The 14,609-nt window shown below is 34.1% G+C and carries 12 protein-coding genes; 8 read left to right on the top strand and 4 right to left on the bottom strand.

All coding sequences use genetic code 11. From position 1 onward, the window contains the following. Nucleotides 1-27: 27 nt before the first annotated feature. Entirely contained in the window at nucleotides 28-1,812 is a 1,785-nt protein-coding gene (locus NMY3_RS08385) for a hypothetical protein (RefSeq protein WP_196815448.1), read from the bottom strand. A 246-nt stretch (nucleotides 1,813-2,058) separates the two neighbouring features. On the opposite strand from NMY3_RS08385, the gene NMY3_RS08390 reads away from it, so the two are divergent. The 6 genes from NMY3_RS08390 (at nucleotide 2,059) to sepF (ending at nucleotide 5,736) form a co-directional block, all read left to right on the top strand. Further along, complete coding sequence (locus NMY3_RS08390) at nucleotides 2,059-2,844, top strand: 30S ribosomal protein S3ae (RefSeq protein ID WP_196815449.1); 786 nt, start codon at nucleotides 2,059-2,061, stop codon at nucleotides 2,842-2,844. 18 nt (nucleotides 2,845-2,862) lie between these two features. Beyond that, on the top strand, nucleotides 2,863-3,252 hold the full coding sequence (locus NMY3_RS08395; RefSeq protein ID WP_196815450.1) for an RNA-binding domain-containing protein: 390 nt from the start codon (nucleotides 2,863-2,865) through the stop codon (nucleotides 3,250-3,252). Nucleotides 3,253-3,263: 11 nt separating this feature from the next. Further along, nucleotides 3,264-3,860, top strand: coding sequence for a hypothetical protein (locus NMY3_RS08400; RefSeq protein ID WP_196815451.1), 597 nt, complete (start codon nucleotides 3,264-3,266; stop codon nucleotides 3,858-3,860). Beyond that, nucleotides 3,847-4,212, top strand: a complete 366-nt coding sequence (locus NMY3_RS08405; protein WP_196815452.1) for an Rpp14/Pop5 family protein — start codon at nucleotides 3,847-3,849, stop codon at nucleotides 4,210-4,212. Before NMY3_RS08400 ends, NMY3_RS08405 begins: the two co-directional genes overlap by 14 nt. Before the next feature lie 61 nt (nucleotides 4,213-4,273). After that, nucleotides 4,274-5,365: a tRNA (5-methylaminomethyl-2-thiouridylate)-methyltransferase gene (locus NMY3_RS08410; protein WP_196818508.1), complete on the top strand. Its 1,092-nt coding sequence runs from the start codon at nucleotides 4,274-4,276 to the stop codon at nucleotides 5,363-5,365. Between the two features lie 83 nt (nucleotides 5,366-5,448). Continuing rightward, a complete protein-coding gene (gene sepF / locus NMY3_RS08415; RefSeq protein WP_196815453.1) occupies nucleotides 5,449-5,736 on the top strand; it encodes a cell division protein SepF in 288 nt (95 codons plus the stop codon). 26 nt (nucleotides 5,737-5,762) lie between these two features. On the opposite strand, the gene NMY3_RS08420 is transcribed toward sepF, so the two are convergent. After that, on the bottom strand, nucleotides 5,763-7,604 hold the full coding sequence (locus NMY3_RS08420; RefSeq protein ID WP_196815454.1) for a beta-CASP ribonuclease aCPSF1: 1,842 nt from the start codon (nucleotides 7,602-7,604) through the stop codon (nucleotides 5,763-5,765). Between the two features lie 362 nt (nucleotides 7,605-7,966). Here NMY3_RS08420 and NMY3_RS08425 point away from each other — a divergent pair, with 362 nt between their 5' ends. Beyond that, on the top strand, nucleotides 7,967-10,759 hold the full coding sequence (locus NMY3_RS08425; RefSeq protein ID WP_231099960.1) for a DEAD/DEAH box helicase: 2,793 nt from the start codon (nucleotides 7,967-7,969) through the stop codon (nucleotides 10,757-10,759). A 54-nt stretch (nucleotides 10,760-10,813) separates the two neighbouring features. On the opposite strand, the gene NMY3_RS08430 is transcribed toward NMY3_RS08425, so the two are convergent. After that, nucleotides 10,814-12,235 carry a hypothetical protein gene (locus NMY3_RS08430; RefSeq protein WP_231099961.1) on the bottom strand — a complete coding sequence of 474 codons (1,422 nt, stop codon included), beginning with the start codon at nucleotides 12,233-12,235 and terminating at the stop codon, nucleotides 10,814-10,816. 554 nt (nucleotides 12,236-12,789) lie between these two features. After that, entirely contained in the window at nucleotides 12,790-13,977 is a 1,188-nt protein-coding gene (locus tag NMY3_RS08435) for a hypothetical protein (RefSeq protein WP_196815456.1), read from the bottom strand. 379 nt (nucleotides 13,978-14,356) lie between these two features. On the opposite strand from NMY3_RS08435, the gene NMY3_RS08440 reads away from it, so the two are divergent. Beyond that, nucleotides 14,357-14,608, top strand: a complete 252-nt coding sequence (locus NMY3_RS08440) for a DNA-directed RNA polymerase subunit H (RefSeq protein ID WP_196815457.1) — start codon at nucleotides 14,357-14,359, stop codon at nucleotides 14,606-14,608. Nucleotide 14,609: the final 1 nt, after the last annotated feature.

The following is a 14,609-nucleotide window of genomic DNA, read 5'->3' on the forward strand; positions in this document are numbered from 1 at the left end:
CTCAATTGAGAAAATTGGGACATGTTGTCAACCTGAGATATTTAATTTTACTTTCTTTAGAATAGAAAAATCTTGGCCTTCTAAACCTATCATCAAAGAATAGTTTCCTGGGGGTACATATTGCGTCCCACCTAGAGTGACATTAACCCTCCCTAGATATGATGTTTCATTTTCTATTAAATCCTGAGATTTAATTTCTAAAATTTCAGGATAAAAAGAAACACGCATACCCATTAGGTCTCCATTAGGTACAAATGTCCCTGCGATTATTGGCTTAAAGAAGAATGTGTCGTTGTGGGTTAATGGTGGTATGTGTTTTTGAAAATCTAAAATTGGGTCACTTTTGTTTACGGTTATTTCAATATTTTCGATACTATTGTTACTGTTGCGCAGGCTTATTACTTTAGGACTAATGGACAAAGATATGGGGATACCTTTATCTAAATCAATAAAACCTATCTTATTTTCTGATTGTTCTGTAAACCAGATACGTGGTCCAATGTCCGCCGAAGCATTGGAGGACTCTGCTGATACGTCAAATTGCAATACATTAGAATAGCCGCATTGCTTGCTACTATTAACTGGATCACATACGGAAAAATGAATATTTTGTGTTGGGATCCAATATTCTATCAAGGTATCTTTGTCTGGGACAAATCTTGCAATTTTATTTCCGACGTGCTCATTAGTCCAAATCGAATTATCATTGGTGGTCTTTATCCAATAGGGTAAGGTATTTTTGAATAAATTCACAGATTTGTTTGAAATGTCATAATAATCAATTCCAATGATTCTTGATGAAAGTGGTGATGTTACAACATGTTCTATATTTGTACTTGTCAAGTTTTTTGAGTTATCTGGTGGAGATATTTTGTAAAAAGAACTAGTAGCGTGGTCTGTTATCCAGACTTTACCGTGGGAATCCACTGCTATGCCAGTTGGAGATTTAATGCTGGTAGGTAATTCAAAAATATCAAATTTATTATCCGTTATGTTGTACCTGATTAAGACACCTTTTTTTTCAAACGCTAGAGCTGTAATCCAAATTATTTTGTTTTCCTTATCAATTGCCAACGATCCCAACCCTACTTCGTAGTTTGGAATAGTTTGAAATGCATTCTTAAGCGGAATTGGTATTTCTTCCAGTCCTTGTGAGGTTCCATTTGTCATCTTATCAATTTGACCGTGCCACAAAGAGAGAGATCTTATTCCTACAAAATACATACTATTATTATTTTCAAATCCCAATGATATTGGATAAGAGGTAGAAAAAAACTCTGATCTAAAGGGGATGGGGTAATTATAGAATTTCTTTTCTATTTTGTCAAATTTCCATAACGAATTTAATTTTTCATCCGTGAACCAGAGACTATTCATCGTATTATCTAGTTTTACGTCCCAACTCCAAGAATTGCCCGCAGGAAGATCTCTTGAATACCAGAAAGGTATTCTGTAGGATTCAAATGTCAGTTTAGTCGGATCAAATCCAAATAAAGTTCCATTCCTAGTGGAAATAAACCATACCTTATTCTCTGCATTATCATATGTAATGGCTATGGGGATACTACATGTCTCTGGGACCTGAAATTCTGTTACGAAATAGTTGGAATTTGGTGTACTTTCTATTCCACAATTCCACTTCTCATATTCCAAAATTTGATTGGTCACTTGTTGGTCCATAGTAGATGCTAATGCGTTAGGATAAGCAATGATCATTGAAAAACCAACAATTGACAGTAGGATAATTGAAAGGATTACAACAATCATCTTTTTAATCCTAGTATCGTACCCTATACTTGGGATCTGAGACATGAAATTTCTTCATTTATATTTTCTATAATGTTTATTAATTTGTTTGTGAGGTCGGGGCAATTTCTCAGTTCGTAATTTTTAGCAGCTGCAAGACTTTCAGGTAATCAAAGAATAATTTTTGTTAGATAAACGGAGATTGGAAAGCGATGCTTGAGTTTTAATTCATTGAAAAAAGCGCTAAAGTGAATCTTAGTCCGAAATATGAGTTAGTATAACTTATATTTTGGATTCAAGGATTGCCTGCATATGGCAAAAGGTTCCAGACGAGGGGGCAGGGTACGTGATAAATGGAGAGATAAACAATGGATTATAGTAAATGCTCCGCCCGCATTTGACAGAGTCCCTCTAAATTATATCCCAATTTCCGATGTTAGCAATGCAAAAGGAAGGGTAATTGAAAATACATTGTATGATGTGCTAAAGCAAGATCCAACCCAACATCAAACTAAGATTTTTGTTCAGATTGATAAAATTAATTCTGGAATGGCTTCAACAATATTTAAAGGACATGAATATGCTAAAGAGTTTCTACGAAGTCTCATCCGACGAGGAAGTTCTATGATAAATTATGTTGATGAATACACCACGTCAGATGGTTATGTTTTTAGGGTATCTGCCACAGCCTTTAGTCAACGAAGAATAAATTCCGCAAAAAAACATGAAATCCGACTGTCTATGGCCAAATTACTTGCTGAAAAAATTCCTATACTCTCTCTTGATGAATTTGTAAAAGAAGTGACTATGGGAAAAATGAGTTCTGAAATGATGGATGTTGCAAAGAAAATTGCCATTATCCGTCATGTGGGTGTAAAGAAAACTAAGCTTCTCTCCTCTCCTCTAGCGGGTAATGAGGATAATGCCAATTCTGAAGTTTCTACAGAAGCCAATTCTGAAGTTTCTACAGAAGCCAATTCTGAAGTTTCTACAGAAGCCAATTCTGAAGTTTCTACAGAAGCCAATTCTGAAGTTTCTACAGAAGAGGATGTTGTAACTTCATCCAAAGAAGAATTAGGCAAAGAAGCAGGTACTTAGTATACCTTCATTTTTGAATTGTTTTCATCCTTAGATATCTCTATTTTAGTTCATGCAACGGAGGATGAAAACAAGATATTAAATCATATTTTAGAAAATTTTAGACTCCCTACCAATGTAGTGACAATTGATTGTGTAAAAACTGAGGGGCATTGGAAGAATCCAATAATGCGGTTAATTGTATCAACATCATCCGATATCGAACGGCTCTATACAGACCTTTGTAATCAGTTAAGAATTAACTATGGATCTGAGGACCTTGATAAATATTTGAAAAACAACCTTGATGAAAGAGGCTCTTTATATATTCGTCTAGACAAACAAAAACTTTGTGCAAGGACTATTTTACTTTCTGATACAGATGCTGTTAGAATGATTTTCAAAAAGAAAGGAAAATTTGAAAAATAGACTGATTACTGTTGGCCAAAAATAGAAATATTATAGACCTCTCAATTGGTTTTTCTTTAACTCAAGAAACACTATCGTTCATAAAAAAATTTTTTTCCATAGATGTAATGGGAATCTACTACAGTAGCGCGCTAAGTACAGACAAGGATTCTATAGTGTTGAGGATAGAAAATACCAAACAAGATATCACTACCATCAAACAGAACTATTTTTATCTGTATTATCAAGATTTCAAAGAAAATCTTGATAATATATATAGCAATACAGATATCTTTACAATAAATGATTTTTTTAATCCTAAAAATCTTTTGAGGAAATTAACAGGCAAGAATATTGGATTTGAATTTATGGTCTCAAAATTAAGATACTTATCTACATCGCAAGTAGGTAGATGGTTTTCATATATGAAATATTTTTATGGTCTCTGTAAAAGATACGGGCATCAATTAATAGTATCCAGTGGCGCAAAAAATATCTTTGAACTCACTTCTTCACGAGTAATTAACTCTATCCTTGATAGATTGGAGGTTTCTTCTACCGAATATTGGGCAGACCTAAACCAATGGTTATCGCGTAAAAAAAGGGGTATGATTTATGACTCTCTCTAAAAAAAAATATCGTTATGTTGGCATTTTCCTATCTGATCGCTTATCTTTAAATAAATCTACGATTATAGAAGAAATTTCTGGAAGATACTTGGGATTATTTGGATCAATTGATTATAATAAAGCCCACATCCGAATTATCAAGATAAATGATACTCCTAATACAATTGTCATATTAAAATGCCGATTGGAGTCTTTGACTAATACCTTGATATCTCTGAGCCTTATTAATTTGGAATTGATGGTTGTCTCTATATCAGGTACGCTAAAGCAACTCAAGAAAAAAATATTGATATTCTTGAGCTATGTTTCTGAGAATCAAGAAGGTCTGACGTCTAACTTCAGAGACAGCTAAGTATAAAGATGTCAGTAAGCAACCATATACAATTCGAAAAATAATGTCCAAATTAACTTCAATGAAATCAACATCGGAAGAAAAAAAAGAACTGTTCAACCATGATGCAAAGGATACAAGTGATAAGGTAAAAACTAAGGCAGTAGCGTTATTATCGGGAGGTCTAGACAGCCACTTGGCAGTTAGGATGATGAAGGAACAAGGTATTGAGGTAGAGGCAGTTGCAATTAAGACGCCATTCTGCGATTTTGATTGTGGGAAGGGGTGTGGACACAAGGTTCTGGAAGTTGCCTCTGAACTTGATATAAAGTTAAAAACAGTTTACTTAGGTAAGGAATATCTCACCATGCTAAAGAATCCTAAACATGGGTATGGTTCTGGGATGAATCCTTGCATAGACTGTCGGATGATGATGTACGATGAAGCTAAGAAACATATGGACGAGATTGGAGCCGATTTTATCATTACGGGTGAAGTCCTACATCAGAGGCCAATGAGTCAAAATTCAAACGCTCTGTCTATCATTGAAAAAGGCACCGAAACAGAAGGTAAGGTACTTAGACCTTTATCCGCACGGTTGTTGCCATTAACCAATCCGGAAAATAATGGATTGATAAATCGTTCAATGCTTGGAGCGATACGAGGACGTTCCAGAAAGGGCCAACTAGATTTAGCCGATAAATATGGAATCGCAGATCCACCCAATTCTGCCGGCGGATGTCTTTTAACGGATCCTCAATTTTCAAAAAGAGTTAAAGATTTATACAAATTTTCAGTTTTGGAGCCAAGTATCAATGATGTAGAACTCTTGAAAATAGGCAGGCATTTTAGACTGAATTCCTTCTCAAAACTAATTGTAGGGCGCAACCATGCGGAGAATGAGATGATTAAATCCTTGTGCAATGATACTGATTATATAGTACAGCCTGTGACTATCCCAGGTCCAACTTCTATATTGAGACTAAATGTTCGTCCAGATCTACGAAAGCATAAGAGCCTATTGCAATTAACTATACAAATTACGTTGCGTTATTCTGACACTGAGGCGGAATCTGAATACGAAGTTTCAGTAATTAATAAGGGAAAAAAATTAGTTAGGACAGTTTCATCTATGCCATGTACAGAAAATATAGTAGAAGGTTACAGAATTTGAATGTGCTGTTACATATTGCCTTTGGAATCTTTCAATCTTCTTATTAATCGAGTAAGTATTTCACTAATTATATAACTGATAATATGCAAACAAAGAAAATTGGGGAAAGGCCCATTTATTTAAAGACTTTTACGCTTCGTAATTCAAAGGATATTATTGAAATTAAAAGAGATATTGAAAAAAATATGATAATTATAATCAGAATAACACCGTTAGCACAGAGAGATGTTGAAGAGCTGAAGATGGTCGTAGAAGATCTGTATAAATCCGTTACAATCTTGGGGGGAGATATTGCAAGGCTGGGTGAAGAACGTATCATAATCACGCCTCCCGAGGTAAAAATATGGCAGAGCAGTCAAGATGCATCATAATACCCAGGTCTAACAAATATGTTACATTACAAAAATTTTATGGCTTCTTGATTTTGTAAGTACTGTGTGGAAATGTTATGAACTTTACTAGAATAACCAGAAAAGTTTTGGACTTTGGATTTCTCGCCGTGATTTACAAGTATTTTTCTGAGTTTTGGTCTAAGTCTAGAAATATATGCATTTAGTTGATTAAAATCGGAATGCGAATTAAATGTGTACATTGTTTCAATAGTGCATTTTATCTCAAAGTCCTCGTCATTTAAAGAAAATTTTCTTTGCCCATCTACAATCTCTTTCCCTAAAGTCACACCAGTTGGTTTAGTTGTGAAAATTATTAGATTGCCTGGATCAGCGGATACCTTTTTTAAGTAATCATTTGAGTAGATGCAACTAAACATTGAAGAAGGATAAATGATGATCCCCGGGTCCAATTCTTGCGTATTTATGTCTGAAATTGATGTAATATTTCTTGACCGGAAGGGATTATAATCATTTGAGATAATAGATTGTTGTAACTCTCGATTTAAGAATTCGAAGTTGAATTCGTGTATAGAATTAATTTCGGTTACCAACTTATCAATATATAGTTTGCATTTCTTTATTTTTTTCTGTTTTATGAGCATATCCAACGTAATTAGTAATTCTTGAGATGTTCCAATCAACTGAGAGGGCATCAAAACCAATTTTTGATTTCTGATTACCTTATTGATTTCTTCTATTAATCTTTCTTGCGCATCTTCTCGAGATAAATATGAGTCTTCTCTTCCACCGTTTGTTCCTTCAATTAGTAGTGTTTCTACTCTGGGGTAATTCCATACTGCATTTTCCAGATATGAACTTTTTCCAAATTTTATATCACCAGTATACACAAAATTGTGGTCCCCATTACCTAAATGGAGATGAAACGAGGCAGAACCAAGAACATGTCCAGCATTGTAAAATGTGACCTTGATATCAGGAGCAACGTCCGTAACGATATTGTAATTAAGATGAATTAGGTGCGAAAAAATCTTTTCAAATTCCTTGTCTGTATAATGTGCATCCGATCCATAACGTTTGATATATTCTCTATACAGAACATACATTAGGTATGAAGTGGGCTCTGTACAATACACAGGACCATCGTAACCGTACTTGAATAACATAGGCAAAAATCCCGTATGGTCAAAATGGGCATGTGTTAATAAAACAGCGTCAATTTCAGAGAGCTTGATTCCGGTAGAGTCAAATCGTGGAAACCTAGACAAAGGATCTTTCGTATATAAGTTCATACCACAGTCCAACAAAACGTTACTTTCATTGGTGCTTAATATCATAGAGGATCTTCCAATTTCTGCAAATCCTCCCAGGGAGGTTAAATTGGCTTCAATATTTGGATCCAGCTTTTCCCGAAATATTTTTTCACCTATTCTCTTGTAAAACTGAATGCGATATTCTGAAGCATTCCTGATAATCTTGTTAATATTCTTGATTGTGACCATGCTTTTTGGGGTCTTATTAAAAGATATTTTCCAACCAGATTCTAGTATGATATTGTTTGCGATCTTTTCATCCTTCATTATTTCAGATATTTTTCTTACAAATATGGTGGCTTCTCCTAACGCAGGATCAAACAATATGTCAGTTATCCCTGATTCCTGAGGAACATGCTTTTCAGCTACCTTTTGAACTTCTCTCTCGTCAATTCTGATGGATTCGTCTATCCTTAATACTATTCGTTTTTTTATTTGGCCAACTATGTTAGACAGGATTTTGTTATTCTCGAGCAAAAACTGAGGTTTGTTAGTGTGAAGTGCGATCCTAGGCCCTTCATATTCTATTTTCGTAAGAGAACATTCTTTAGGAAGATTCTGCAAAATTGTTGCCATTACCGATTGACTCTCTTGCAAGTTTTGGCTCGATTCAAAGGACCTCGAGTACATTTGAATCACAGTTTTTGATTAAAACCAAATAGTAAAACAATTAACAAGGAACTTTTGAATATAAAAACCTATTTCTTTATATTTCTATTGATGTTGAACGTATTTATAAGATGATTTCCAATATCTAATAGTTCAAACTATGGCAGATTCTTTTGACAATTTGGTTTTTTCATCATCAATTATTATATTTGTAGTCGCTTTGATTTGCATATTTGCTTATGAGTTTATCTTTAGGAGTCAAGGCAATATTGTAGAAAAAATAAATAAAAAGGGTTCTAAACTTAAGCAAAACCAACAGCCTGATAGAGTTGAAAAGTAGTTACGCTCAGTTAGAACAACATATATTAAACAAATTTTCAAAAGAATCCTTTGCAAAATTAACTTCCATCCAGGACCAGTCATATAGAGTTTTGGCACGAAGGCGGGATTCTCTATTGGTAGCTCCTACAGGTTCGGGAAAAACTGAATCTGCGATAATTCCTGTAATTACTATGTTGGCTGATGACAAAGGTGAGGCATCAGCGGATGGGGACGGTATAAGGTGTTTGTATGTTACACCACAACGCTCACTCAATAACGATGTTTTCAGAAGAATTATAAAGTATGCTACTTCCGAAAATCTAAAAGTCGAAATAAGGCATGGTGACACGTCATATACCAAGCGTAAAAAAATCTATCAAAATCCGCCTGACATATTGATAACAACTCCAGAATCCTTGTCAATTATTTTAGTTAATGAAAAGATGGGTCATTTGTTGAAGACTGTAAGATGGATTATCATCGATGAAATTCACGAGATAATATCATCCAAACGAGGGTCATACCTATCATTATGCCTGGAACGCCTAACTTTTTTTTCTACTTGTTTTTGTAGAATCGGTATTTCAGCTACTGTTGGAAATCATTCTGAGGCAGCTCGTTTTTTGGTAGGTAGAAATAAAAAATGTGCAATATTAGTAGACAAGACACTTAGAAAATATGATATTGAACTTAAGCATATAGATGGTTCAATCAAAGAAGTTTCTACATATATTTTAGACCACGTGTCTAAAACTCATTCAGACTCTTCTGTTTTGTTATTTACCAATACTCGGGATGAATCTGAATTTATGGGTACTGTGTTGAAAAATCATTGTAATTTACAAGTTCAGGTACACCATGGTTCGCTATCAAGAGACGCTCGAGAAGAAACTGAAAAATTTTTGAGGGCTGGTACCCCTGGAATTGTCGTATGTACGTCTTCCCTTGAATTAGGTATAGATATCGGATCGATTGATCTTGTAATACATTACGGATCCCCAAGACAAGTTTCAAAATTAATACAAAGGATTGGACGTAGTAGGCATACTCGGAGATCATCAGCTAAGGGGTTGATAATTACAAATAACTATGATGATTTTTTAGAATCATTGAGCATAATCCAAAGAGTTAGAAAAGGATCCATTGAAGATCAATTTCCACATGATTGCCCACTTGATGTGTTGGCACATAATATTGTCGGAATGACATTGCAAACTAGAGAAAAGTTGAATTTGGAAAAACTATATGGGATCTTTTCCTCTGCTCACTTGTTCAGATCTTTATCATTTTTTGATTTCATGGATTGCATAAACATACTTCTAAATAGCTTTCTTATCCGATTAGACATGGAAAAAAAACATATTACGAGAACTGGAAAGTCTTATAGATACTATTATGAAAATGTTTCTACAATACCACACATTGTGAAATTCGATGTAATTGATTCGATATCAAAAAAGAGAATTGGTACATTGGATCAACAATTTGTGGGAGATTACGGTGAAAAAGGTAATGTCTTTGTATTAAAAGGCTCACAGTGGAGAATACTAGTAATAGATGAGGGAAAATTTCAAGTTCACGTTGAACCGCTAAGCGGTGCTCCAATCAATGTCCCATATTGGGTAGGGGAGATGATACCGGTTGATTATGAAACTGCTATGATTGTAGGCAAATTAAGAAAAAAAATTAGGGAAGGACATTCTAAAAAAATTGATATTAGCTCCTGTAATACGGATCCAAAAATAATAGCCAATATGTCTAGAAATATGAAATCGTTGGATGTAATTCCGGATTCATCAAATCTAGTCTTTGAGACAATACCTACCGAAAGTATTATAGTAATCCACAGTACCCTTGGCTCAAAAATCAATAACACCTTAGGTTCATTATTATCTACATTTCTTTCATCAAAGACCGGTTACATAATTGAAACCCGATCGGATCCATATAGAATATTATTAAGTTCTACAAGTATTAGATTGAGACAGAATCATGTTTTCTCTTTGTTTGATGATGAATTTGATGTGGAATCGGTACTAATAGCTTCTTTTAGTGGCACATATAACATCAATTGGAAAGTGTGGGGTGTAGCAAAGCGATTTGGAATCATAAAAAAAGAATCCATTTACGATAAGAGGATGGCACGAATGCTTTACGATAGATATTATAAGACTTCTCTTAGTAAGGAATCAATTAGAGAATTAATTCACGATAAGTATGATATAAAAAAGACATCACAGATAATTAAGGACATAAAATCTGGAACCATCAATTTGCACTGGGTAGACACCCGTGAATTTTCCGGACTCGCCCAACCGATATTGTCACGTTCTAAGAAATCAATTTCGGCCCCACTTGGCATAGAAAATGGGGTATTGGAATTAGTAAAGGAACGTTTGACCACAACAAAACATAAGCTAATTTGCATGAGATGTGGTAAATGGGAAAGGATATTTGAAACCAAGGATATCCCGATAAAAGTGGGTTGTCCATTCTGCAAATCCAGATTGGTTTCGGCTACTTTTTGGAAGGATGACAATCTTGGTATTATCATAGGTAGGAAAATTACAGGCGCTCCGCTCTCAAAAGATGAAGAACATAAGTTTGATAGAGCCTGGAAAATAGCTTCTTTAATAAATAATTTTGGTAAAATGGCCGTTTTTGTGTTATCGGGTCATGGGATAGGAGCTGATACTTGTGCTAGGATCTTACGTAACTATACTGATGATGAGAACTTGTTGAAAACAATCTATGAAGCTGAAAAACAATATGTAATGACTAGAGGATTTTGGGACAATTGATAAATTGTGTCCTTTTCTAAAATCATTATGTAATTATTATCCAACTTGCCTGCCTTAACTTATTTTCATAATATTTGAATAAGGTTTGAGGGATAACTCGATATTACCTTCTTTGCCACTTGCAGCATTTACCGCTAGAATTCTTACTCTTTCACCTATCTTGAGATCACTTACTAAACCACTATTCTCTCTCCAACCAACTAGTCTAATTTCTCCAGTGTCGTCACCCACTATGGTATCAGCTACTGACACGGTTTCTCCACTCTTGGTGTTTACTTCCATCTTATTTGGATTCTGAAGAACTATGACCTCGACTACATATGGCTTGTTCAGGCTATCTACATCCATTATTTTGCTTTCAAACTGTCCAGTTTTGGGTATATTTTTGTCCTCCTTCAAGATCTGTAAGTATGAATCTTGATCAGTTATTTCGATAGTATTTCCGAGAACCCTACTAGGGTAACATTCGATTATGTCATCAGTTTCGACTTGAACATCAAATAATTTAGTATCTATTAATAACAAATATGACTTACTATCTTTGTCAATTGCCATACAATGCGTTTTCCTCTCTGTTGGATCGAGCCTTGCAGAGATAATCCTCAATGTATAGCTCTCCACAGGATCTATTTGTTCCACAAATTCAAATCCCGTCCCCTCGTCACCGTGTATTTCTAAATCACCGTTACTAAAATTAGGGTTACCTATTTTTGTCTTTACACCAATCAATTTAATTTTTGAGCCAGCCATTAAAGACTTTGGTATCTTCTCATCATTAATATTCCAAATAATAGATCTGACCTTTCTTGTGTTGCTATCATTTGACAACTCCATGTGTAATGATTTTGCACGTTCTCCTCTACTATTTGTGAATGAAGATATTCTCGGATCTGAAGTGATTCTTCCAGAAATAACCATGTTTTCCTTTGGAATATCAAGATCATCGATCGTTTGAGTTATATCAGAGAGTAAAGGAATTTCATATTTTCTATCTTCTAGAACTATTTCAATTGACCCATTGCCGCTCAAGTTGATAATGGGTTTATTATCCATCCCAGCTTTGACTTGTCCCTTTGAAACTTTAATCAAATCTCCCAACTTTAAGTCAAGCTGTTCAGGGAGATCTACAAAATCATCCCAGAGCTTTATTTTGATATTTGAGTCCTTATCGTAAATATGGATAATTCTATTCTTTGATTCCTGGTTTGAATCCCTTTTTAGAAAAGTTTTGATTGGATTAATGGTCATGATTCTACCGACGGTAGTTACATCTCTGGCTCCTACGAATATATCTTTGAGGCTATATTCTGAATTTGGATTTTTTTCCAGGGAAATACCTAAATCTGCGGCGACTAGGAACAAAGCTCCTTGGTCTGTCAAATATCCTGCACCTACATTGGTCTTTTTTTCTTCAATCATTGTCTTTAATTTCTCAAAATTTAGATCCTGTTTTTCTTCCAATATTATTTCAATCATTTTATTATAGTCCAGTGCCAATTATGATGATCTAATTCACATTAGATATTTTAATTTAAAAAAATTTTCGTAGTATGTTAACTGATACGTATGTATATAATTCTTATCTTAAATTCAAGCTTCATGTGAATTTGTTAGAATTTGCTTATCTAATAATATGAATTTGTTAAAAAACCAATTTGACAGATGAATATTGAGGAATTTGAAACGATAAAGTTGATTATTTTATGAATCATAAGAGGTATTTCTGCGCAACCGGTTATGGACTAATAAATATTCCTAGATAGGAATGTAGAGTAAGTTCTAGGTTTGTGCAATTATTTTTTAAAAATATTAATATCCAAAGGGAAAATCCGCTGATTGATAGGCAACATTTAGTGATTTAATGTAACATAATTTCAGTCCCTTGCTCAATCAAGTAAAATAGCTATATTAAGAGCATCGGGACATATCTTTGATTTTTCAACTATAATAGTTTCTGAGTGTTAAAGGCACATAATGTTGTTATCATTGTACTAGATACACTGCCAAAGTACGCAAATTGGCCCGTGTTTCTATTTACTCGATTTAACCTTACTCTTGCGATACTTCAGATATACAACAACTATAATTATACCGAGAAAGATTGAAATACTAGGTACCAAGAAAGAGGGGTTTTGATCGCCACCTGGGATATCATTAGATTTAGAAATACCAAACCCGGACTGATTTTGACTGGTCATGTTATTAAGTTCCGTACCGATGATTTTGATTACTCTAGCATCTTTTCCAAATTCTATTATTAATTTTCTAATATCATTATCTAAAGTATATTCTCCAGATGATGTATTGCTCCCTACACTGGGAGATGTTATATTTGAATTATTCTTGTCAATTATCTCCTGATATTTTGCTGGTTGGTTATTGACAAGTACTGTAAAGTTCTTATCTTCATCGTATATCCTCGAATCTATTATGTTTCGAGGCAGATCAATTGATAGTTCGCCATTTTCGTTATACGATATAATATCAAGAATTAAAGTCTTGATTTTTGAATTTGATTCTAATTGGAGATCATTTAGGCTTCCGCCTTTTAGCTGGACGCTTGTGTAATGAATTTTATTATTAACTATTATGGGAATAATTTGTCGTAATATCTTGTCTAACCCGGACTGATTTTGACTGGTCATGTTATTAAGTTCCGTACCGATGATTTTGATTACTCTAGCATCTTTTCCAAATTCTATTATTAATTTTCTAATATCATTATCTAAAGTATATTCTCCAGATGATGTATTGCTCCCTACACTGGGAGATGTTATATTTGAATTATTCTTGTCAATTATCTCCTGATATTTTGCTGGTTGGTTATTGACAAGTACTGTAAAGTTCTTATCTTCATCGTATATCCTCGAATCTATTATGTTTCGAGGCAGATCAATTTCTAGAATACCTGACTTGTTTTGACTTGGGGTCAATACAAGAATGATGGTCCTTTGATCATTATCATAAAGAATGTTATTAATTCTGTCTCCTGCATTAGAGATTGATAATGCATTCAAAATGCTACCAGTTTTGACCTGATAATAAATATAGTTCTTGAAAGATTGATAACCATATTGATTTCCATTCATGATGTTTCCAAAGATTTGGTCATGATTGTTAGAAGTGCCAGTAGTAGTGTTATTTCCATTATTCACACTAGCCAATGCATCTCCAAAATCAAAGTTAATTGAACTAAATATTCCTACTAATATTGACATCGTGAGTAGGCCTATTCCAATCAACACCGAACTTCCACACTTCCACAATAGTTTAGTATAGATTCAGTCATATGATATAAGAATTCTGCAGAGTGATTTACTATAGCAGTCAAAGTGCGTTATTCATTGTCGCTATTATTGATAACGGTGTGATGTACGAGGTATATTTTTTTCAGATAGACTATTATGAAATTGTTATTTGAATAGCAACATCGCAATTTCATTTCTAACAACGAGATACAATTGAATTTCGGGATTATTTTACCATCTTTTGTATATCCTGATGGAATATTATATATATTCGATTACAGCTTTATTCGATACTTGACATTTATTTTGTTATTATGTGATTCAGTAATTGGTATGGAGGATTTGTACATTGTCAGCTGAAAAGAAAGAAATAAGAATAGTTGATCATATTTACCAGCCTAAACATGAAATTCTAACAAAAGATGAAGCTGAACTTGTTTTTAAGAAATTCAATTCTAAACCTAGTCAATTTCCTTATATGATGTCTTCTGATAAAGGCATCCAAGGGTTAGAAGCTCAACCAGGTGATGTTATTAAAATAACCCGAAAGAGTTCTACTGCAGGTGAAAGTGTATATTACCGATATGTAGTAGAAGGTTGAT

Origin of the sequence: Candidatus Nitrosocosmicus oleophilus (assembly GCF_000802205.1) — an archaeon.
Taxonomy (GTDB): Archaea; Thermoproteota; Nitrososphaeria; order Nitrososphaerales; family Nitrososphaeraceae; genus Nitrosocosmicus; species Nitrosocosmicus oleophilus.